The organism is Nonomuraea thailandensis (assembly GCF_024172165.1).
Taxonomy (GTDB): domain Bacteria; phylum Actinomycetota; class Actinomycetes; order Streptosporangiales; family Streptosporangiaceae; genus Nonomuraea; species Nonomuraea thailandensis.
Genome location: NZ_JAMZEB010000002.1, coordinates 2,533,143 through 2,554,141 on the forward strand (window position 1 = coordinate 2,533,143; position 20,999 = coordinate 2,554,141).

The 20,999-nt window shown below is 73.7% G+C and carries 21 protein-coding genes; 9 read left to right on the forward strand and 12 right to left on the reverse strand.

Features of this window, described 5'->3' with window-relative positions:
- Positions 1-54: 54 nt before the first annotated feature.
- The 3 genes from HD597_RS15570 to HD597_RS15580 all read right to left on the reverse strand — a co-directional run bounded on the left by HD597_RS15570 (position 55) and on the right by HD597_RS15580 (position 2,085).
- Complete coding sequence (locus HD597_RS15570) at positions 55-612, reverse strand: hemerythrin domain-containing protein (RefSeq protein ID WP_253742908.1); 558 nt, start codon at positions 610-612, stop codon at positions 55-57.
- Between the two features lie 73 nt (positions 613-685).
- The gene (locus tag HD597_RS15575; protein ID WP_253742909.1) at positions 686-1,372 is read right to left on the reverse strand and encodes an ABC-2 membrane transporter-related protein; all 687 of its coding nucleotides are present in this window, start codon (positions 1,370-1,372) and stop codon (positions 686-688) included.
- Positions 1,369-2,085 (reverse strand): ABC transporter ATP-binding protein, encoded by a 717-nt coding sequence (locus HD597_RS15580; protein ID WP_253742910.1) that lies wholly within the window; start codon positions 2,083-2,085, stop codon positions 1,369-1,371. Before HD597_RS15580 ends, HD597_RS15575 begins: the two co-directional genes overlap by 4 nt.
- A gap of 143 nt (positions 2,086-2,228) precedes the next feature.
- On the opposite strand from HD597_RS15580, the gene HD597_RS15585 reads away from it, so the two are divergent.
- The 3 genes from HD597_RS15585 (at position 2,229) to HD597_RS15595 (ending at position 4,996) form a co-directional block, all read left to right on the forward strand.
- Positions 2,229-3,074: a helix-turn-helix domain-containing protein gene (locus tag HD597_RS15585; protein WP_253742911.1), complete on the forward strand. Its 846-nt coding sequence runs from the start codon at positions 2,229-2,231 to the stop codon at positions 3,072-3,074.
- A gap of 102 nt (positions 3,075-3,176) precedes the next feature.
- Positions 3,177-4,157: an ATP-binding cassette domain-containing protein gene (locus HD597_RS15590; RefSeq protein ID WP_253742912.1), complete on the forward strand. Its 981-nt coding sequence runs from the start codon at positions 3,177-3,179 to the stop codon at positions 4,155-4,157.
- On the forward strand, positions 4,154-4,996 hold the full coding sequence (locus HD597_RS15595) for an ABC transporter permease (RefSeq protein WP_253742913.1): 843 nt from the start codon (positions 4,154-4,156) through the stop codon (positions 4,994-4,996). Before HD597_RS15590 ends, HD597_RS15595 begins: the two co-directional genes overlap by 4 nt.
- A gap of 237 nt (positions 4,997-5,233) precedes the next feature.
- Here HD597_RS15595 and ilvA read toward each other — a convergent pair whose 3' ends face one another.
- The gene (gene ilvA, locus HD597_RS15600) at positions 5,234-6,484 is read right to left on the reverse strand and encodes a threonine ammonia-lyase IlvA (protein WP_253742914.1); all 1,251 of its coding nucleotides are present in this window, start codon (positions 6,482-6,484) and stop codon (positions 5,234-5,236) included.
- A 300-nt stretch (positions 6,485-6,784) separates the two neighbouring features.
- Positions 6,785-7,978 carry an acetate/propionate family kinase gene (locus HD597_RS15605; protein ID WP_253742915.1) on the reverse strand — a complete coding sequence of 398 codons (1,194 nt, stop codon included), beginning with the start codon at positions 7,976-7,978 and terminating at the stop codon, positions 6,785-6,787.
- An 85-nt stretch (positions 7,979-8,063) separates the two neighbouring features.
- Here HD597_RS15605 and pta point away from each other — a divergent pair, with 85 nt between their 5' ends.
- Together pta and HD597_RS15615 are read left to right on the forward strand one after the other, a co-directional pair.
- Positions 8,064-10,097, forward strand: a complete 2,034-nt coding sequence (gene pta, locus HD597_RS15610) for a phosphate acetyltransferase (RefSeq protein ID WP_253742916.1) — start codon at positions 8,064-8,066, stop codon at positions 10,095-10,097.
- 180 nt (positions 10,098-10,277) lie between these two features.
- The gene (locus tag HD597_RS15615) at positions 10,278-12,692 is read left to right on the forward strand and encodes a cation-translocating P-type ATPase (RefSeq protein WP_253742917.1); all 2,415 of its coding nucleotides are present in this window, start codon (positions 10,278-10,280) and stop codon (positions 12,690-12,692) included.
- A gap of 55 nt (positions 12,693-12,747) precedes the next feature.
- Here the strand turns inward: HD597_RS15615 and HD597_RS15620 are convergent, their stop codons facing one another.
- The 5 genes from HD597_RS15620 to HD597_RS15640 form a co-directional block, all read right to left on the reverse strand.
- On the reverse strand, positions 12,748-13,389 hold the full coding sequence (locus HD597_RS15620; RefSeq protein WP_253742918.1) for a response regulator transcription factor: 642 nt from the start codon (positions 13,387-13,389) through the stop codon (positions 12,748-12,750).
- A 124-nt stretch (positions 13,390-13,513) separates the two neighbouring features.
- Positions 13,514-14,032 carry an SRPBCC domain-containing protein gene (locus HD597_RS15625; RefSeq protein ID WP_253742919.1) on the reverse strand — a complete coding sequence of 173 codons (519 nt, stop codon included), beginning with the start codon at positions 14,030-14,032 and terminating at the stop codon, positions 13,514-13,516.
- On the reverse strand, positions 14,029-14,331 hold the full coding sequence (locus tag HD597_RS15630; RefSeq protein WP_253742920.1) for an ArsR/SmtB family transcription factor: 303 nt from the start codon (positions 14,329-14,331) through the stop codon (positions 14,029-14,031). Before HD597_RS15630 ends, HD597_RS15625 begins: the two co-directional genes overlap by 4 nt.
- Positions 14,332-14,375: 44 nt before the next feature.
- The gene (locus HD597_RS15635; protein ID WP_253742921.1) at positions 14,376-15,218 is read right to left on the reverse strand and encodes a hypothetical protein; all 843 of its coding nucleotides are present in this window, start codon (positions 15,216-15,218) and stop codon (positions 14,376-14,378) included.
- A 3-nt stretch (positions 15,219-15,221) separates the two neighbouring features.
- On the reverse strand, positions 15,222-15,710 hold the full coding sequence (locus HD597_RS15640) for a SigE family RNA polymerase sigma factor (RefSeq protein ID WP_253742922.1): 489 nt from the start codon (positions 15,708-15,710) through the stop codon (positions 15,222-15,224).
- Positions 15,711-15,857: 147 nt separating this feature from the next.
- On the opposite strand from HD597_RS15640, the gene HD597_RS15645 reads away from it, so the two are divergent.
- From HD597_RS15645 to HD597_RS15660, 4 genes are read left to right on the forward strand one after another with little or no spacing between them, the layout of a single operon-like run.
- On the forward strand, positions 15,858-16,139 hold the full coding sequence (locus HD597_RS15645) for a metal-sensitive transcriptional regulator (protein ID WP_253742923.1): 282 nt from the start codon (positions 15,858-15,860) through the stop codon (positions 16,137-16,139).
- Positions 16,140-16,165: 26 nt separating this feature from the next.
- Positions 16,166-16,375 carry a heavy-metal-associated domain-containing protein gene (locus tag HD597_RS15650; protein ID WP_253742924.1) on the forward strand — a complete coding sequence of 70 codons (210 nt, stop codon included), beginning with the start codon at positions 16,166-16,168 and terminating at the stop codon, positions 16,373-16,375.
- A complete protein-coding gene (locus HD597_RS15655) occupies positions 16,372-17,346 on the forward strand; it encodes a DUF8832 domain-containing protein (RefSeq protein WP_253742925.1) in 975 nt (324 codons plus the stop codon). Before HD597_RS15650 ends, HD597_RS15655 begins: the two co-directional genes overlap by 4 nt.
- A gap of 21 nt (positions 17,347-17,367) precedes the next feature.
- Positions 17,368-19,593, forward strand: a complete 2,226-nt coding sequence (locus HD597_RS15660) for a heavy metal translocating P-type ATPase (protein ID WP_253742926.1) — start codon at positions 17,368-17,370, stop codon at positions 19,591-19,593.
- Between the two features lie 53 nt (positions 19,594-19,646).
- Here the strand turns inward: HD597_RS15660 and HD597_RS15665 are convergent, their stop codons facing one another.
- Together HD597_RS15665 and HD597_RS15670 are read right to left on the reverse strand one after the other, a co-directional pair.
- Positions 19,647-20,594, reverse strand: coding sequence for a M56 family metallopeptidase (locus tag HD597_RS15665; protein WP_253742927.1), 948 nt, complete (start codon positions 20,592-20,594; stop codon positions 19,647-19,649).
- Entirely contained in the window at positions 20,591-20,965 is a 375-nt protein-coding gene (locus tag HD597_RS15670; RefSeq protein WP_253742928.1) for a BlaI/MecI/CopY family transcriptional regulator, read from the reverse strand. Before HD597_RS15670 ends, HD597_RS15665 begins: the two co-directional genes overlap by 4 nt.
- Between the last annotated feature and the right edge of the window lie 34 nt (positions 20,966-20,999).

Below are 20,999 nucleotides of genomic sequence, written 5' to 3' on the forward strand. Positions count from 1 at the left end.
AACCGTAGTCGTGCCCACTGCCGGGTAGATCGTTCTCAAGCCGGGGTGAAGGTCTCAGGAACGAGCCCTGGCCAGGGCCTTCTCGAGCTCCTTCTTGCTCATGCGGGACCGGCCGGGGATGTCGGCCTCGCGGGCCCGCTCGTACAGCTCCGTCTTGGTGAGGTGGCCGCCGCCGGAGGCCGCACGGGCCTTCCAGGTCAGCGCGCGCAGCTCCTGCTGCCGGCGTTGCCGGAACGTCCTGCCGAGGTCGCGCAGCTCCCGTTCGCTCGTCGTACGGGCCAGCAGCGGCAGGAGCGTGCTCTCCTCCTCCTGCACGTGGTGGCTCACCGAGACGGCCAGCAGCGCGTGGGCGCCGGCGAACTCCGTGCCGCCCGGCTCGGCCCGCTTGAGGCTGTCCAGCAGCACCTCGGCCTCCTTGTGCTGCTCCAGGCCGTGATGGGCGTCGAGGCGGGGGTAGATGACGTCCTCCTCGGCCCGGGCGTGCGCGGTGAGCAGGGCGTGCAGCGCGGCCACGATGGCCCGCGGGTCGCCTCTGCCGCTGCTCAGCTTGGCGAACAGCTCCTCCACCTTGCGGTGGTCGGCCTTGATGAGGGTGATGACGTCGGCTGCCATGGCGGCTCGCTACCCTGCTCGCGCGCAGCCAAGCGCGGCGGTCCGGCCTGGGTTTCACGGGCCGCGGCGCCCTTCAGGCGCGCCGCCTGATCGCCAGCAGGGCCGCGCCGGCCAGGAGCAGCGTGAGGACGAGGTAGGCGGCCGTCTCGACCCACTGCGCCGGCCAGTAGGGCAGCCCGAGGCGGCCCCGCAGCGCCCGCCCCGCGAGCTGGCCGAGGCCGACCAGCAGGACCGACAGCGGCATGGCGATGCGGGTGTGCCTGGTCACGGCGCCGGCCGCGACGCCGAGCAGCAGGGCGAACAGCACCCGGGCGAACGGCACCGCACCGTGGCTCTCGTAGTACGGCCAGGCCATCGGATCGCCCGGCGCGGCGGGCACCACCCAGGCCAGCAGGGCGGCCGGCGCCGCCGCCGCTGCCAGGCCGCCGGCGACCGGGACGGCCACCGCCGCGGCCAGCCAGCGGCCGCGCGTCAGGCTCTGCGTCCAGGCGAGTTTGTACGTCCCCGTCTCGAACTCGCGGGAGATCAGCGGCGCGCCCCACACCAGGCAGATCGCCCCGGGCAGGAGGCCGGCCAGGTGCTGGGTCAGCCCGGACAGCCCTGGCTCCGCCCGTTCCGCGGCGGCGGCCAGGCCGTACATCAGCACGACGGCGGCGATCGCGGCGGCCTGGGCGCGCTGCCCCCGCCAGGCCGCCCACAGCGGCCCCGCGACCGGCCCCACCATCGGCCCGGTGGTCGGCCTGGTCGTCGGCCCGGTCATCGGGCGAGCCCGGGGTCGCGCAGGTGGTCGAGCACGAGGTCCTCCATGGTGGTGGCGGTGGGGCGGGCGGCCAGCAGTTCGGTGAAGGAGCCGCAAAGCCGGACGCGGCCGGCGCCGAGCAGGATCAGGTGATCGCACACCCCGGCCAGGTCGGCCAGGATGTGCGACGACAGCAGGACGGTGGTCTCCTGCTCGCGCACCGCGTCCATCACCTGGATGCGCGCGAGCGGGTCCAGCTCGGCCAGCGGCTCGTCAAGCACCAGCAGGCCGGCCCGCTTGCCGACGGCCAGGGCGAGGGCCACCAGGGTGCGCTGCCCGCCGGACAGGCGGTCCGCCCGCTCCTGGACGGGGATCTCGTGGGCGCGCAGGAACGAGGCGGCGGCGTGCCGGTCCCAGCGCGGGTTGGTCGCGGCGCCGTAACGCAGCAGGTCGGCCACGCTCCACCGCCGGTACAGCGGCTTGTCCTGCGCCACGAACGCCACCCTGGACGGCTCCAGCGGCCGGCCGAGGACGCGCACCCCGCCGGTGGTGGGCACCAGCAGCCCGGTCACCAGGTTCAGCAGCGTGGTCTTGCCCGCCCCGTTCGGCCCGACCAGCGCGCACCGGGCCCCGGCGGGCAGCTCGAACGTGGCCTCACGCAGCGCCCAGCGCGTGCGGAACCGCTTGCCCAGCCCGTCGGCCTCCAGCGCCTTCACGGTGTCCTCTTCCTCCACTTGATCCCTTTCGTCACCCTGCACAGTCGGGCAGAAGGCCGCTCCGGTTCACGGCGGAGAGCCGCTTCGGGGCACGGACGCGCACGACTTCAGGGGCGCGCACGATCGCCGGCCGCTGACGGGCGAGAGCTATGCTCACGTTCATGGGAGCCGACGACACCGGGCCGGAGCTACGGGGCCACGGCGGCTGGGAGGTGGCGGCCCCCACGGCGGCGCACGCGGTCCCGGGCGTCAGGATGGCCGGCTTCCGCGACCGCTCCGGCGGGACGTTCGAGGAGCGCGTACCCCCCGGCCCCGCGATCGCGATCGTGATCGACTGCACCCCCGGCAGCCTGGAGCCCTTCAGCAGCGGCGCCGTCGAGGGCGGCCTCGTCGCGGGCATCGCCCCGACGGCCGTCAGGATGTCCGGCCGCGCCATCGACTGCGTCGAGCTCCAGGTGGACCTGACGGCCGCGCCGGGCCTGCTCGGCGTGCCACCGGCCGAGCTCAACGGCGCGCCGCTGGACCTGGCCGGCATCTGGGGGCGAGACGCCGTCCGGCTGCGCGAACAGCTGATCGGGACGCGGTCCTGGGACGACCGGTTCGCGCTGGTCCGCGACGCGCTCGCCCGGCGGCGCCGCTCCGGGGCCCGCATCGACCCCGAGGTGGCCGACGCGTGGCGGCGGATCCGGGACGGCCACGGGCGGGTGCTGATCGGCGGCCTGCCCGCCCTGTACGGCTGGAGCCGCACGCGGTTCTGGAGCCGGTTCAAGTCGCAGATCGGCGTCTCGCCGAAGCGGGCGGCGACGATCGTCCGGTTCGACCTGGCGCTCAGCCGGCTCGGCACGGCCGCCAGCCTCGCCGAGGTCGCCGCGGAGCTCGGCTACGCCGACCAGTCGCACCTCCACCGCGAGGTGCTCCGGTTCGCCGGCCGCACCCCGGGCGCGATCGCCGCCGACCCGCTGTGGACGGTCGACAGCGTCGCCTGGACGCGGGCGCGCGCCGCCTGAACATTCCTTCAAGACCGCCGCCGTGACGCCGCGGCACGCTGCCTTCATGACATCACTGATCGAAGGGCCGGTGTGCCGGCCGTGCGGGGAAGGGCCCGCGACGTGAGCCGGGAGACCTGGGCGATCGAGACCCGCGGCCTGGTCAAGGTCTTCGGCGCCACCCGGGCGGTGGACGGCGTCGACCTCGCGGTGCCCGCCGGGTGCGTCCAGTCCGTGCTGGGGCCCAACGGGGCGGGCAAGACCACCCTGATCCGGATGATCGCCACGCTGATCCGTCCCGACGGCGGCGTGGCCCGCGTGCTGGGCCACGACGTCACCACCGAGGCGGCCCGGGTCAGGGCCCTGCTGGCGCTCACCGGGCAGTTCGCCTCGCTCGACGAGGACCTGACCGGGCTGGAGAACATCACCCTGCTCGCCCGCCTGCGCGGCCACCGGGGCAGCGCGGCGAGGAAGCGCGCCACCGACCTCCTGGAGGCCTTCGACCTGGGCGCGGCCTCCAGGCGGCAGGTGAAGGCCTACTCCGGCGGCATGCGGCGCCGGCTCGACATCGCGGGCTCCCTCGTCGTCCGCCCCGCGCTGCTGATGCTCGACGAGCCGACGACCGGCCTGGACCCGCGTACCCGCGGTCAGGTGTGGCAGAGCGTGCGAGCGCTGGTCGGCGCCGGCACCACCGTCCTGCTCACCACGCAGTACCTGGAGGAGGCCGATCGGCTCGCCGACCGCATCGCCGTCGTCGACCACGGCCGCGTCATCGCCGAGGGCACGAGTGGCCGGCTCAAGGCCCTGGTCGGCGCGGGTGCGCTACGCGTGCGGGTCACCGACAGCGCCGACCGTCCCGAGGTCGCGCGCCTCCTGGGGGAGATGCTCGGCGCCGACCCCGTGCTGGAGCCGGATCCCGCCGCGCTCTCCCTGCGGGTGGGCGAACCGGCCGCGGTCGCGAGCGCGCTGGCGGCCATCACCGGACGCGGGCTCGGCATCGGCGAGTACGCGCTGGCCCAGCCGAGCCTGGACGAGGTGTTCCTGGCCCTCACCGGCAGACCGGCCGACGCCGCCGCTGCGGCCCGGCAGGAGGCGGCGGCGTGACCGTCCATCAGGAGGCCGGACGGCCGGCGCTCGACACCCGGCTGATCTCCGCCGTCGCCGGCGCGCCGCCGCCGGACACGGGCGCCGGACCGCTCGGCGCGACGCTGACCTTCGCCTGGCGGGTCCTGCTGAAGATCAGGCACGTGCCGGAGCAGCTCCTCGACGCCACGCTGTTCCCGATCATGTTCACGCTGATGTTCACGTACGTGTTCGGCGGGGCGATGATCGGCTCGCCTGAGGCGTACCTGCGTTACGCCCTGCCGGGAATCCTCGCCCAGACGATCGTCTTCATGACGATGTACACGGCCGTGACGCTCAACACCGACATCGGGCAGGGAGCCTTCGACCGCTTCCGCTCGCAGCCGATCTGGCGCCCGGCGCCGCTCGTCGGCGCGCTGCTGGGCGACACGCTGCGCTACGGGATCGCCTCCGCGTTCGTGCTCGGCGTCGCGACGCTGATCGGGTACCGCGCGCCCGGCGGGCCCGGGGGCCTCGCCGGGGCCGTCGCGCTGCTGCTGGTCTTCTGCTTCGCGCTGAGCTGGCTCTGGCTGATCGTCGGCCTCACCGCGCGGACTCCCGCCGCCGTCATGGGGGCGTCCACCATGATCCTTTTCCCGCTGACGTTCGTGAGCTCGGCGTTCGCGCCGCCGGACACCATGCCGGGCCCGCTGCGGGAGTTCGTGACCGTCAACCCGGTGACGCTCCTGGTCGAGGCGGCGCGCGGCCTGCTCGACGGCGTCCCGGACGCCGGGGACGTCCTGCTCGTGCTCGGGATCTCGGCCGCCATGACGATCGTGCTCGCCCCGATCGCGCTCCGGCTTTACAGCCGCAGGACGTGATGACGCCCTTGTCTCGCACATCGGCTCCGTCGTGGACCCCGACCTCGGCCTCCGGAACGCCACCTGCCTCGCCGCCGCGACAGCCGCCGCAGGCCAGGAGATGATGATCTCCATGGAGGGTTCCGGCCGCACGGACCCTCATCCTGCGGACGCACGAGCGGTTGTGCGAGCGCTTCGACCACGCCGGCGTCACCGTGCGGGCGCGCCTGTGCCAGGCCCTCCTCGACGCCGCGGCCGTCACAGGATGAACGTGAACAGCGGCGAGCCCGGCGGGATGCGCTCCACCGTCAGCGGGCTCGCCTTCATCCTGAACAGGAGATCGTCGAGGTCACCAGCCCGCTCCAGCTCGATGCCGACGAGGGCGGGGCCGGTCTCGCGGTTGTTCTTCTTGATGTACTCGAAGGCGATGATGTCCTGGCCCTCGCCCAGCACCTCGTCCAGGAAGTGGCGCAGGGCGCCGGGACGCTGCGGGAAGGTCACCAGGAAGTAGTGCCTCAGCCCGATGTGCACGAGCGAGCGCTCCAGCACCTCGTTGTAGCGGCTGACGTCGTTGTTCCCGCCCGACACCACGCACACCACCGGCCCCGGGGAAGCGTAGGGCAGCGCCTCGCGGGCCGCCGCGCCCGCGAGGGCTCCGGCGGGCTCGGCGATGATGCCGTCGGTCTGGTACAGATCCAGCATCTCCGTGCAGATCGCACCCTCATCGACCGCGACGACCTCGTCGACCAGCTCCTTGACCAGAGGGAACGTGGCGTCTCCGACCCTGCCGACGGCGGCGCCGTCGACGAAGGTGTCGAGCTCGGGCAGGGCGACGGGGCCGCCGTGGTCGAGCGCGGCCCGCATGCTGGCCGCACCGGCCGGCTCGGCGCCGACGATGCGGGTGCCGGGGGAGTGCTCGCGCAGCCAGACGGCCAGGCCGCTGATCAGCCCGCCGCCGCCGACCGGGACGACCACGGTGCCCGGCCGCCCGCCGGACTGCTCCAGGATCTCCAGGCCCACCGTGCCCTGCCCGGCCATCGTCCTGACGTCGTCGAACGGGTGCACGTAGACCGCGCCGGTGCGCTCGCTGTCGTCGTGCGCGGCGCCGCTCGCCTCGTCGTAGGTGCCGCCGCCGACCACGATCTCCACCCGGTCGCCGCCGAGCGCCGCGATGCGCTCGCGCTTCTGCCGCGGCGTGGTGGACGGGACGTACACACGGCCGTTGATCCCCAGGCGGGCGCAGGCGAACGCGACGCCCTGCCCGTGGTTGCCCGCGCTCGCGCAGACCACGCCGCGCCGCCGCTCGTCCTGCGTGAGGGAGGCGATCAGGTTGAACGCGCCGCGCACCTTGTAGGAGCGGCAGAGCTGCGCGTCCTCGCGCTTGAGCAGCACCCGGCCGCCGAGCAGGCCGGACAGCCGCTCGTTCGGCTCCAGGGCGGTACGGCGGATCACCGGCCGCAACCGTTCGGCCGCCTGGTCGATCATCGCGGCGGTGAGGCGGTTGCTCATGCACACTCCTGGCACAACGGCTGATCAAGGGACGGCGCAGGGCATCTCGGGATGGCGACCGAACGAATGATCACCGGGGGCGGCGCCCGCCGCGTGAGCGGCACACCGGCCACAACGACCCCACCCAGCCATGCTATGCCCGCCACACCCCTACCCGGGCCACCCGCCACACCGCCGTCCGAGCCACTCGCCACACCCTTGCCCGCTGCCCGAGCCGGCCCGCCGGACCCCGGCCCGCCAGACCCGGCCCGCCAGACCCGGCCCGCCAGACCCGGCCCGCCAGACCCGGCCCCGGCCCCGCTAACCGGCGGAAGGGGCGGAGAGCCGCGCGAGGGTCTGGGCGGCGATCTCCCACTCCTCGTCGGTGGGGATGACCAGCACGGGCACCTCGGCCCCCGCCGGAGAGACCGCGCGCTCCTCACCCGAGGCCGCCGCGTTGAGCGCGGCGTCCACGGCGATGCCGAGCCGCTCCAGCCCCGCCAGCGACTCGGCGCGGGTGGCCGCGTCGTGCTCACCCACCCCGCCGGTGAACACGATCGCGTCCACCCGGCCGAGCAGCGCGTGGTAGGCGCCGACGTACTTGCGGATGCGCCGGGTGTAGATCCGCAGGGCCAGCCGGGCCTCGTCGTCGTCCCGGGAGCGGGCGCGCACCTCGCGCATGTCGCTGGATCCGGTGAGCGCGAGCAGGCCGCCCCCGTGACTGAGCCTCCGCTCCACCTGCTCGGCGTCCAGGCCGGCCGTCCGGGCGAGGTAGCCGGCGAGCGCGGGGTCCACGTCGCCCGAGCGGGTGCCCATGACCAGCCCTTCCAGCGGCGTCATGCCCATGGAGGTGTCGACGCTGCGCCCGCCGGAGATCGCGGTCGCGCTGGCGCCGTTGCCCAGGTGCAGCACGATCAGGTCGAGCCCGGCGAGGTCCCGGCCGAGGAACGCGGCGGCGCGGCGGGAGACGTACGCGCAGGACGTGCCGTGGAAGCCGAAACGCCGCACGCCCAGCCCGCGCCACTCGCCCGGCACCGCGTACGTGTACGCCTCCGGCGGCAGCGTGCGATGGAACGCGGTGTCGAACACGGCGACCTGCGGCACGTCGGGGAACACCTTGCGGGCGAGCCGGATGCCGGTCAGGTTGACCGGATTGTGCAGGGGAGCGAGCGGCGCCAGCTCCTCGATGGCGGCGACCACGGAGTCGTCGATCAGCACGGCCTCGGCGAACCGGTCGCCGCCGTGCACCACCCGATGCCCCACCGCGACCGGGGACAGTTCGGGCCCGGCCGCCGAGAACGCCTCCATCATCGCCGCCAGCCCCTCGCCGTGGTCGGCGAAGGCGCGGTCGCGCACGTACGGCTGCCCGTCCCCGCTGCGGTGCGTCAGCCGCCCCTGCTCCTGCCCGATGCGTTCGACGAGCCCCCTGGCCGAGCGCGCGTGGGTGTGCGGGTCCACGAGCTCGTACTTGATCGAGGAGGATCCCGTGTTCAGGACGAGGATGGGGTCGGCCATGCCCACGAGCCTAGGCCCTGCCCGCCGGAGCCCCGCCCGGGGCCCCGCGGCGAAGGGACTGCCGGAGGCGAGAACAATGAGGGGCATGACACGTGCTGTGTACGTCGCCGCGGGCGAGGCGGGAAGCAACAAGGGGACCGTCGCGCTGGGCCTGGTGGAGCTGCTGTCCCGGCAGGTGGAGACCGTGGGCGTGTTCCGGCCGGTGGTCCGGTCCGGACGCGAGGACGCGTTGGTCAACACCATCCGCAGCAGGTTCCAGCTCGCCCTGCCCTACGAGGCGTACGCGGGCGTCACCTATGACGACGTGCACGCCGACGTGGATCGCGCCGCGGGCGACGTCGTGGCCCGCTTCCGCGCGCTCGCCGGGCGGTGCGACGCGGTGGTGGTGGTCGGCACCGACTACACCGACGTGGGGGCGCCGACGGAGTTCGGGTTCAACGCCCGGCTGGCGGCCGACCTGGGCACGCCGGTGGTCAACGTGGTGAGCGGCAGGGGCCGCACGGCCGCGCAGATCGCCGCGGCGGTCGAGCTGTCGGCCAGGGAGCTGGCCCACCATCACGCCCGCGAGCTCGCGGTCGTGGTCACCCGCGCGCCCGGGCGGCTCACGGTCGCGCACCCGACACCGGTGTTCGTGCTGCCGGAGGCCCCCTCGCTGCGCGCGCCCACGGTGGCCGACCTGGCGGACGCCTGCGACGGCCGGTTCTACCTGGGCGAGCGCGACGGGCTCGGCCGGGAGGCGAGCACGCTGATGGTGGGCGCGATGTCGCTGCCCGGCATCCTGGACCGCCTCACCGAGGGCGCGGCGGTGATCATCCCGTCCGACCGGGCCGCCGCGCTGCTGCCGGGCCTGATCGCGGCGCACACGTCGCCGGGCTTCCCCGCCCTGTCGGCCGTCGTGCTCACCGGTGGCACCGACCTGCCCGCCCCCGTCGAGCGCCTACTGCGCGGCATGACGATCCCGCTGCCGGTGGTCGCCACCGACCACGACACCTTCGACACCGCGACCCGGCTGTCGGCGGTGGAGGGCCGGTTCACGCCCGAGGCGGGCGGCAAGACCGACACGGCCGTGCGGCTGTTCGCCGAGCACGTGGACGGCGCCCTGCTGCTGGAGCGGCTGGACATCGCCAAGACCGACGTCGTCACGCCCCTCATGTTCGAGTACGAGCTGCTGGACCGGGCCCGCGCCCGGCGCAGGCACATCGTGCTGCCCGAGGGCGAGGAGCCGCGCATCCTGCGCGCCGCCGACATCCTGCTGCGCCGCGGCGTGGCCGAGCTCACCCTGCTCGGCGACGAGGAACGCATCCGCGTCCAGGCCGCCCAGCTCGGCCTCGACCTGGACGACGCCCGGGTGCTCAGCCCGTTCGACGCGGAGCTGCGCGAGCGGTTCGCCCGCGAGTACGCCGCCGCCCGGGCGCACAAGGGCATGAACGTCGAGCTGGCCCGCGACACCGTCACCGACGTCTCCTACTTCGGCACGCTCATGGTGCACACCGGGATGGCCGACGGCATGGTGTCCGGCGCGGCGCACACCACCGCGCACACGATCAGGCCGGCGTTCGAGATCCTGCGCCTGGGCCTGGTCTCCAGCGTGTTCTTCATGTGCCTGGCCGATCGGGTGCTGGTCTACGGCGACTGCGCGGTCAACCCGGACCCGAGCGCCGAGCAGCTCGCCGGCATCGCGATCGCCTCGGCCGGCACCGCGGCCCTGTTCGGCGTCGAGCCGAGGATCGCCATGTTGTCGTACTCGACGGGCGCCTCGGGCGCCGGCGCCGACGTCGACAAGGTGCGCGCCGCCACCGAGCTGGTCCGCGAGCGCCGCCCGGACCTGGAGGTGGAGGGCCCGATCCAGTACGACGCCGCGATCGACCCCGCCGTGGCCCGCACCAAGATGCCCGGCAGCCAGGTGGCCGGCCGCGCCACGGTCTTCGTGGTGCCCGACCTCAACACCGGCAACACCCTCTACAAGGGCGTCCAGCGCAGCGCCGGCGCCGTCGCGGTCGGTCCGGTGCTGCAGGGGCTGCGCAAGCCGGTCAACGACCTGTCCCGCGGCGCCACCGTGGCCGACATCGTCACCACCGTCGCCGTCACGGCCGCCCAGGTGACCGACGCCGGTCGCTGAACCCGCGCACATCGAGGAGAAACCGCATGGACCGAGCCCTCGCTGACGCCCTCAGCGCCGGATGACGCGATCCGTCACCCACCGTCATGGTTGCTTGACACAGGGTGCGGGCCGAAGGTCCCATGGAGTGAGGGCCTTCGGCTCACGCGCAGGCCACGCCGCCGATGATCTAGTGAGGTCATGCACGCTCCCACGCCCGCCCCGCCCGGGCTCGCCGACGACGAGGCCGCGCGGCTGCTGTCCGTCCACGGGCGCAACGAGCTGCCGGAGGCGAAGCGCCCGTCCCTGACGGCCCGGGCGGCGCGCCAGCTCGCCGACCCGCTGTCGGTCCTGCTGCTGATCGCCGGCCTGGTCACGCTCGCCGTCCTGCGCGAGGTGCCCGAGGGGTCGGCGATCCTGGCCATCCTGCTGGTCAACGTCATCATCGGCGTGACGCAGGAGGTCAAGGCCGAGCAGGCGGTCCGCGCCCTGCGGACGCTGACCGCGCCGATGGCCAAGGTCCGGCGCGGCGGCGCCGTGCGGCGGATCGCGGCGGCCGAGGTGGTGCCCGGGGACGTGATCGAGGTGGCGGCGGGCGACCGGGTGCCCGCCGACGCCCGGGTGGCCGAGGCGGCCTCGCTGGCGGCCAACGAGTCGATGCTGACGGGCGAGTCGCGTTCGGCGGGCAAGCGGGCCGGCGGGCACGCCGGCGGGCCGCTGGGTGACCGCGACGGCGAGCTGTTCTCCGGGACCATGGTCGTGCGCGGCTCCGGCGTGGCGGTCGTCACCGCCACCGGCGCCCGGACCCAGATGGGCGCCATCGCCTCCGCGCTGCAAGGCCACGTGAAGGGGCCCCTGGAGGTGGAGCTGGCCCGGGTGTCCAGGCGCATCGGGGTGCTGGCCGTCGTCGCGGGCGTCGTCATGGTGGTGCTCGGCTTCACCAGGGGCGGCATCGAGCCGTTCGAGCTGGTCCTGGCCGGGGTGGCGCTGGCCATCGCGGCCGTGCCGGAGAGCATGGCTGCGGCCGTCACCACCGCGCTCGCGCTCGGCTCGCAGCGCATGGCCGGGCTCGGCGTGATCGTACGGCGCCTGTCGGCGATCCAGGCGCTCGGCGCCACCACGGTCATCGCCTCCGACAAGACCGGCACGCTCACCACCGGCCGGCTGGCCGTGGCCGACCACGTCCTCACGCCCGGTGCGGATCTGTGGCGGGCCGCCGCACGCTGCAACGACGCCCGGGACGGGCTCGGCGACGCGGTGGACGTCGCGCTGCTGACCGCCGCCGCCGATCACGGGGCACGCCCGGACGAGCCGCGTTCGGCCACCCGGCCCTTCGACGCCGACACCCGGTCGATGGCCGTGGTCACGCCCGGCCCGGTGCTGACCGTGAAGGGCGCCCCGGAGGTGGTGCTGGCCCGCTGCTCGCCGGGGCCGGAGGCCGACCGGCTGGCCGGGGCGGTGCCGGAGCTGGCCAGGCGCGGCTTGCGGGTGCTGGCGCTGGCCGAGGGCGACACCGCCGACCTGGACGCGACCGGGCTGCGGCCGGTCGGCCTGGTCGGGCTGAGCGACGAGATCCGCCCGTCGGCCGGGCAGGCGGTGGCGGACGCGCGACGCGGCGGCATCCGGGTGATCATGGTGACCGGCGACCACGCCGACACCGCCCGCGCCGTGGCCGAGGAGGTCGGCATCGAGCCGGAGCCGGTGGTGACGGGCGCGGGCCTGGACGGCGCGGACCGCGCCGACCGGCTGCGCGAGGCGGGCGTTCTGGCGCGCGTCGATCCGGCGACCAAGCTCGACCTCGTCCACGCCCTGCGCGAGGGCGGCGAGATCGTCGCGATGACCGGCGACGGCGTCAACGACGCCCCGGCCCTGCGGCACGCGGACGTCGGGGTGGCGATGGCGGGGGAGGAGGGCACCGACGTCGCCCGCGAGGCGGCGGCCGTGGTCGTCACCAACGGCGAGCTGGGCACCATCGTCACCGGGGTGCGCGAGGGCCGCCGCCTGCACCACAACGTCGCTTCCATGATCGGCTACCTGCTGGCGGGCAACCTGGCGGAGATCTTCCTCGTGCTCGTCGGCCTGTTCCTCTGGCCCGACCTGGTCATCCCGCTGCTGCCGGTGCACCTGCTCTGGATCAACCTGGTGCTCGACGGCATCCCCGCCATCGCCCTGGGCGTCGACCGCGCGCCCGGCGACCCGCTCGCGACCACGCCCGCCCGGGACGGCCTGCTGTCGCGGCGGGTGCTGGCCCGTATCGGCGCGCGCTCCCTGGTCGTCGGCCTGCTGGTCGTCGCGGCCGTCGAGGTCGCCCGCCGGCTCGGCTGGGACGACACCATGGTCAGGACGCAGGCGGTGCTGACCCTCGTGTTCGCCCGGCTCACGCTGGCCTACGTGGCCAGGGCGCGGCGGTGGACGTTCGAGCGGGGCTGGTGGCACGGCAAGGCGGTGCTGCTCGCCGTCATCGGGACGGCCGCGCTGCAGACCCTGGTCACGCTGGTGCCGCCGCTGGGCGCCATGCTCGCGCTCACCGGGATCCCGCCGCTGGGCTGGGCCATGGCCGCCGGCGCCGCCGTCCTGACCCCGCCGCTGTGCGACCTCGTCCGGCAGAGGCGCTGAAGCCTCTGCCGCTCCGCAGGCGCTGGAGCCGCCCCGCGCGCGGGCCCGGGCCCGATCAGTGCCTGCGGTCGGCCCGCAGGCGGGCGGCCAGGGCGGCGGCCTGGGTGCGGCGCTGCATGTCGAGCTTGGACAGCAGGTTGGAGACGTAGTTCTTGACGGTCTTCTCGGCCAGGAACATGCGCTCGCCGATCTGCCGGTTGGTCAGCCCCTCGCCGATGAGGTCGAGGATCTGCCGCTCCTGCTCGGTCAGCGCGGCGAGCGGGTCCTTCCTGGCGGCCTGGTCGCGCAGCCGCTGCAACATGGCGGCGGTGGTCTGCGGGTCGAGCAGCGACTGGCCGGAGGCGACCGTGCGCACGGCGCCCACCAGGTCGGAGCCGTGGATCTGCTTGAGCACGTAACCGGCCGCGCCGGCCATCACCGCGTCGAACAGCGCGTCGTCGTCGGCGAACGAGGTGAGCATCAGGCAGGCCAGCCCCGGCACCCGCGAGCGCACCTCGCGGCAGACGTCCACGCCGTTGCCGTCGGGCAGGCGCACGTCCAGCACCGCCACGTCGGGCGTGAGCGCCGGGATGCGCGCGATCGCGGACTCGGCCGTGCCCGCCTCGCCGATCACCTCGATGTCGTCCTCGGAGTCCAGCAGCGCCGCCACGCCCCGGCGGACGACCTCGTGATCGTCGAGGAGAAACACACGAATCATGCGTTCGACGCTACCGGTGCGGCAGCGGTGTCGAAAGGACGAAGGTCCCGAAGCCGTACCGGCGAAGGTCCTTCGAGCCGGGGCCGAACGCCGCTGAGGCCCCGTGCGGGCCTGCCGCGCGAGCTCAGGCGTCGCCGCCCTCCCCGCGTAGCACCGCCGCGAAGCGCCGGCCCGGCGCGGGATCGACCCCGAAGCGCTCGGCGTAGCGCTCGTGGACCTCCTCCCACTGCCCGTGCGCCTCCATCTCGGACACGGACTCGCCGGCCAGATGAGGCTCCAGCCGCGACAGGTACGCCTCCCAGCCGGCGGCGGTCTGCGCGGACAGGCCGCGGTCGTCGATGACGTGGACGAACACCAGGCGGCAGCCGTCACCGTCGGGGGTGAGCTCGAAGCTGTAGGACTGGCCGGCGAAGGTCCAGGCCAGACGGTGGGGCGGGTCGACCTCGGTCACCTCGCCGGTGCCGCCGGCGGCCTCGATGACCTCGCCCGCCGCCGGGGTCCACCCGGCGGCGGCCGGGAACCAGCGTTCGAGCTCAGCCGGGACGCTGACGGCCCGCCACACGCGCTCGACCGGGTAGGGGAGCACGCGCTCGAAGCGCAGCGCCGGGCGGCCGTCGATCGTTTCCAGAGTGCCGTCGATCATGGATTTTCCTCCAGGTGTCGTTCCAGGGCGTCGAGGCGTCGCGACCAGAGCGCCCGATAGGGCGCCAGCCACTGGTCGACCTCGGCAAGGGGCTCCGGGCGCAGCGAGTACATCCGCTGCTTGCCCTCGATGCGGACCGCGACGAGCCCGGCCTCGCGCAGCACCTTGAGGTGCTTGGACACGCCGGGCTGGCTGAGGTCGAGGCGTTCGACCAGCTCTCCGGCCGGCCGCTCGCCTTCACGCAGGAGGTCGAGAATCTGCCTGCGGTGCGGCTCGGCCAGGGCTGCATAGGCGCTCACGTGGTCATATTGCCAAATGGAAATATGAGATCGCAACCGGGGGCTCAGGAGCCCTGACCCGAGGAGACGTGGCGCTCGGCGAAGCGCACGTTCCGCTCCCGCGCCACGACCTCGCCCGCGGCGTCGAACGCGGTCACCGTGACCGGCGGCGTGTCCAGGTATCGCTCCGGCTCGCCGGAGGTGTCCTTCCGCGTCACCGTGCCGGCGATCCGCCTGGCGACGAAGAAGCCCCCGCTCGCCTTCGCGTCCGTGCGCTCGCCCGGCGACCAGGTGATGCTCACCCGCTCGACCCGGGGCGACACCCGTCCGGCCACGACCCGGAAGTAGTTCTCCTTCTCCGCGGAGGAGTACTTGGCCTCGTAGACGTCCACGGCGAGGTCGCCGGGGAAGCCGCGCAGGTTCCCGGGGGCCTCGTGGCCCCAGTAGGTGAACACCGGCGGGTCGGGCGTCTGCTTGCTCGGCGTGCACAGGACGAAGCCCTTGGTGCTGCCGACCAGCGCGGTGCGGCCGTACGTGTCGCGGGCCTCGGCCAGCACGCGGAAGTCGGCGGCCGTGCCGTGCGCCGGGTCGCGCCACTTCGGGTTCGTGTTGACGGACGGGCCGCCCTCCGGCATGCAGTCGCGTACGGCCCGCAGTTGCTCCGGGCTGTTGGGCGGCAGCGTGGGAACGAGCGAGGCCACGGTCTCCCGGCCGCCGGGCAGGGGGACGAGGACGAGCGCGCCGGCCGTGCAGGCGGCGGCCAGCGCGGCTCCGGCCAGCGTCCACGACCTGCGGCGGCGCCGTCGCGTGGCGCCGGCCACGAGCGTGTGCGGGTCGGGCGCGGGACGAGCTCCGGCGGCCATGCGGCGCAGCTCCTCGGCGATCGCGCGCTCGTTGACGGTGCTCATCGGTCAGGCCTCCAAGGTGACGGGTTCGCCGACCAGCTCGCGGAGCCGGACGATCGCCTGGTGGGTCTGGCTGCGCACGGTGCCCACCGAGCAGCCCATGATCCTGGCCACCTCGGACTCGGGCAGGTCCTCGTAGTAGCGCAGGACGAGCACCGCGCGCTTGCGCGCCGGCAGGGCCCGCAGCGCCTGCGCGAGCGTCACGCGCGTCTCGACCTCGCCCGTACGGTCGCCGACCGGCCGCTCGGGAAGCTCCTGGACCACGCGCTCGCGGCCCCAGCGGGGACTTCGCCACCTCCCCACCTGTTCGTGGTACATGACCCGCCGCACGTAGGCCTCGGGGTTGGTGCGGATCCTGCGCCAGTGGGCGACCGTCTTGGCCAGCGCCGTCTGCAGCAGGTCCTCGGCCGCGTGCTGGTCGCCGGTCAGGACGTAGGCGAGCCTGATCATGCTGTCCGATCGTGTGGCCACGAACTCGGCGAAGTCGGAATGCAACGGGTCTCCTCTGGTCTCGCCTGTCCAGACGCGCGCCACGGCCGGCATCTATGGCGTGCGATCCCGATCGAGCCGCCCGCGGTTGCCCGGAATACCATAGGGGGGTATGGTGTTGTTACGAGCGGCCGACCGAGGAGAGGGGTGGACATGGCCGGATACACCGAGAACAAGCAGGACCACGCGATGCGCCTGCGCCGCATCGAGGGGCAGATCCGCGGCCTGCAGCGGATGGTCGACGAGGACAAGTACTGCATCGACATCCTGACGCAGGTGTCGGCGGCGACCAGCGCGCTGAAGTCGTTCTCCCTGTCGCTGCTCGAGGAGCACCTGGCCCACTGCGTCGCCGAGGCCGCGCAGAAGGGCGGGCCGGAGGCGGAGGCCAAGGTCAAGGAGGCCTCCGACGCCATCGCACGACTTGTTCGTTCCTAGACATCCGGATTGAAGGAGAGACCGATATGAGCACCGCCACCTACACCGTCAAGGGTATGACCTGCGGCCACTGCGTCAGCTCCGTCAAGGAGGAGGTCGGCGAGGTGGCCGGTGTCACCAGCGTCGAGGTCGACCTGGCCTCCGGCCTGCTGACCGTTGACAGCGACGGCCCCGTGGACGCGGCGAAGATCGTCGCCGCCGTCGAAGAGGCCGGTTATGAGGTGGCGAACCAGTGAACACCGCGATGAAGCTCGGCTCGTACGCGCTGGGGCTGGCCGTCGTCTTCGGCGGAGCCCTGGGCGTCGGCAAGGCGGTCGGCCCGGTCGGAACCCCTCCGGCCGAGGACCACGCCGCGATGACGGCGCCCACCGCGAGCGCGAGCGCGGGACATGGGGAGCACACCACCGAGCAGGTGAAGGACGATACCCCCGGGGGGCTCCAAGTGTCCGAGAACGGCTACAGCCTCAATCCGCTCACCACGACGATCAAACCCGGCGAGCCCACTGAGTTTCGTTTCGCCGTATCCGGCCCCGACGGCAAGCCGGTCACCGACTTCCAGGTCGAGCACGACAAGAAGCTCCATCTCATCGTCGCCGCCCGCGACCTGAAGACGTTCCAGCACGTGCACCCGGAGATGGCGCCCGACGGCGTGTGGTCGGTCAAGCTGACCCTGCCCGAGGCCGGGCCGTACCGCGCCTTCGCCGACTTCGCGCCGACCGGCGGCAGCGGCCTGACCCTCGGCGCCGACCTGTCCGTGGCCGGCGACTACCGGCCCGAGGCGCTCCCGCAGGAGAGCCGCTCGGCGACGGTCGACGGTTACGAGGTCACCCTCGACGGCGAGCTGACCCCCGGCCGGTCCAGCAAGCTCACCCTCAAGGTCAGCAAGGACGGCGAGCCGGTCACCGACCTGCAGCCCTACCTCGGCGCCTACGGCCACCTGGTGGCCCTGCGCGCCCGGGACCTGGCCTACCTGCACGTCCACCCCGACGGAGAGCCCGGCGACGGCAGGACCAAGGCCGGCCCCGAGATCGTCTTCTACGCCGAGGTGCCCAGCACCGGCGACTACCGCCTCTTCCTGGACTTCCAGCACGAGGGCGAGGTCCGTACCGCCGGCTTCACCGTCGGCGCCGGTGAGCGACCCCAGGTCCCCGCGTCCGAGCCCACACCCACTCCGAGCGGCCACAACGACGATGGCCACAGCCACTGACCGAGAGGAAGGAGAACGGTGATGTCCCAGCTCACCGACGACCGGCAGAACGCCGTCGAACTCTCGATCGGCGGCATGACCTGCGCCTCCTGCGCCAACCGCATCGAGCGCAAACTGAACAAGATGGACGGCGTCACCGCGACGGTCAACTACGCCACCGAGAAGGCGAAGGTCACCTTCCCCGAAGGCGTCGCCCCCCAGCAGCTCATCGCCGAGGTGGAGAAGGCCGGCTACACCGCGGCCCTGCCCGCACCGCCGCAGCCCGACCAGGCCGAGCAGGAGCCGCAGGATGAGCTCCAGCCGCTGCGCGACCGTCTCATCACCTCCGTGGTGCTGGCCGTGCCCGTGATCGCGATGGCGATGATCCCGCCGTTGCAGTTCACGAACTGGCAGTGGCTGTCGCTGGTGCTGGCCGCACCGGTGGTGGTGTACGCGGGCTGGCCGTTCCACAAGGCCGCCTGGACGAACCTGCGGCACGGCGCCGCGACGATGGACACGCTGATCTCGATCGGCACGCTGGCGGCGCTGGGCTGGTCGTTGTGGGCGCTGTTCTTCGGTACGGCGGGCACGCCGGGGATGACGCACCCGTTCGCGTTCACGATCGAGCGCACCGACGGCTCCGGCAACATCTACCTGGAGGCCGCGGCAGGCGTCACGGCGTTCATCCTGGCCGGGCGCTACTTCGAGGCCCGCTCCAAGCGCCGCGCCGGGGCGGCGCTGCGGGCCCTGCTGGAGCTGGGCGCCAAGGACGTGGAGCTCGCGGACGGTCGCCGCGTCCCCGTCGAGCAGCTCAAGGTCGGCGACCGGTTCATCGTCCGGCCGGGCGAGAAGATCGCCACCGACGGCGTCGTCGAGGAAGGCACCTCCGCGGTGGACGCCTCGATGCTGACCGGCGAATCGGTCCCGGTCGAGGTGCGGCCGGGCGACGCGGTGACCGGCGCGACGGTGAACGCCGGCGGCCGCCTGATCGTCCGCACTACCCGGGTCGGCGCCGACACCCAGCTCGCCCAGATGGCCAGGCTGGTGGAGGACGCGCAGACCGGCAAGGCCCAGGTGCAACGGCTGGCCGACCGGATCTCCGGCATCTTCGTGCCGATCGTGATCGCGCTGGCTCTCGGCACGCTCGGCTTCTGGCTCGGCACCGGCGACGGCGTGGGGGCGGCGTTCACCGCCGCGGTGGCCGTACTGATCATCGCCTGCCCGTGCGCGCTCGGCCTGGCCACCCCGACCGCGCTGCTGGTCGGCACCGGCCGCGGCGCCCAGCTCGGCATCCTCATCAAGGGCCCCGAGGTGCTGGAGTCCACCCGCAGGATCAACACGGTCGTGCTGGACAAGACCGGCACCGTCACCGAGGGCAGGATGACCCTCACCGCCGTCCACGTGGCCGAAGGCGAGAGCGAAGAGGAGGTGCTGCGCCTGGCCGGCGCGCTGGAACACGCCTCAGAGCACCCGATCGCCCAGGCCGTCGCCAAGGGCGCCGCCGCCCGCGTCGGCGAGCTCCCGGCGCCCGAGGGCTTCGCCAACGTCGAGGGCCTCGGTGTGCAGGGCATCGTGGACGGCCACGCGGTCCTGGTGGGCCGCCCCCGGCTGCTGGAGGAGTGGTCCCAGCACCTTCCCGCCGGCCTGGAGCGGGACCTGCACGAGGCCCAGGCCGCCGGCCGCACCGCGGTGGCGGTCGGCTGGGACGGCAAGGCCCGCGCCGTGCTCGTCGTGGCGGACGTGGTCAAGCCCACCAGCAAGGAGGCCATCGCCCAGCTCCGTGTACTCGGCCTGACCCCGGTCCTGCTGACCGGCGACAACGAGGCCGTCGCCAAGACGGTGGCGGCCGAGGTGGGCATCGACGAGGTGATCGCCGAGGTGCTGCCCGCCGGCAAGGTGGACGTGGTCAAGAGGCTGCAGGCCGAGGGCAAGGTCGTCGCCATGGTCGGTGACGGTGTCAACGACGCCGCCGCGCTGGCCCAGGCGGACCTGGGGCTGGCCATGGGCACCGGCACCGATGCCGCCATCGAGGCGAGTGATCTGACCTTGGTGCGGGGTGACCTGCGGGTGGCGGCGGATGCGATCCGGCTGTCGCGGCGCACGCTGTCAACGATCAAGGGCAACCTGTTCTGGGCCTTCGCCTACAACGTGGCCGCGCTGCCGCTGGCCGCGCTCGGCCTGCTGAACCCGATGATCGCGGGTGCGGCGATGGCGTTCTCCAGCGTCTTCGTGGTCACCAACAGCCTGCGCCTGCGCCGCTTCAAGTAGCACGACCAGGGACGGCTCCGCGTCGAACGGCGCGGAGCCGTCCCCTTCTGTCCTCAGCTGAGAAGGGAGTGGCAGTGGTGCGCCAGGAACGCCGCCACGCCCGGCGCCAGCGCCAGAGCGGCGGGACCGGCGAGCAGCGCCGTCACCGCGAGCCGTCCCGCGACGCGCTGCCGGCGGGCCAGCGGGGCGTGCGGGTGCAACATCCGCCGGACCCTGGTCAGAGCCGTCTCCCCGCCCGCGCCCAGCGCGAAGGCCGGCACGCGCCCCGTCGCGAGTCCCACCAGGGCGGCCGCGAGATGGACCCGCTGGTGACGGCGTGCCGCCACGTCGTCGGCCAGCAGCTCCACCAGGCGCGCGACCTCCCTGCGCCCCTGCTCGAACAGGGGGACGCGGGGGAACGCCCGTGCCAGCGCCTCGGCGCCGGCCAGCGCCAGGTGGTGCCGCCCGCGCAGATGCGCCTGTTCGTGCGCGAGCACCGCGGCGACCTGTTCGGGGGCGAGCGAGCGCAGCGCTCCGGTGGTGATCACCGCGTGCCCCTTCCGGCCGGGCAGGCAGTACGCCAGGCGCTCGTCGTACTCGACCACCATCGCGTCGAGCTCGTGATCGTGCTTGCCGAGCAGGGCCAGGGCGTCGGCATGCCGGCGACGCTCGCGGCGGGCGCGCAGCAGGACCTTCACCCCCACCGAGGCGACCCGGCCCACGAGAAGACCGCCGGCGGCCAGGCCCGCCCAGGTGCCGGCCGAGCTCAGGGCCACCTCGTCGTGAAGCAGCGCGGCGCAGGCCTCGAACAGGTCGGCCAGGCCGTGCCCCACCACCGAGGCGGGCACGGCGACGGCGAAGGCCGACAGCACCGCCGAGGCGGCCACCGACACGCCGGCCGCCTGCCACAGCGCGATCGCCAGCCTCGGCGCGCGCTCGGCCCAGGTGCCCCGCCCGAGCAGCCCCGGCAGCGCCAGCGCCGCGCACAGACCGTACAGGGCCAGGACGATCGCCACCGTCATGAGCTGCGTCCCCCCGGCGGGTACACCTGAAGGGCCGCCTCCAGGGCGCCCGCCTCCTCGGGGGTGAGCCGCTCCAGGAAGTGCACCAGCGTGGCCGCCCTGTTGCCGCTGCCGGCCAGGGACTCGCGCATCACGTCGGCGGTGTACGCCTCCTTCGACGACACCGTCTCGTAGATGTAGGCGCGGCCGGCCGACTTCCGCTTGAGCAGGCCCTTGGTGTGCAGCTTGTCCATCACGGTCATGACGGTCGTGTAGGCGATGGTGCGGCCCTGCTCGAGGTGCTCCAGCACGTCCCGCACCGAGGCGGGCCGCCTGATCGCCCACATGCGCTCCATGATCGTGGACTCCAGCTCGCCCAGGCCACGTGCCATCCGCCGTCTCCTCTCATCTACGATGAACGATAGT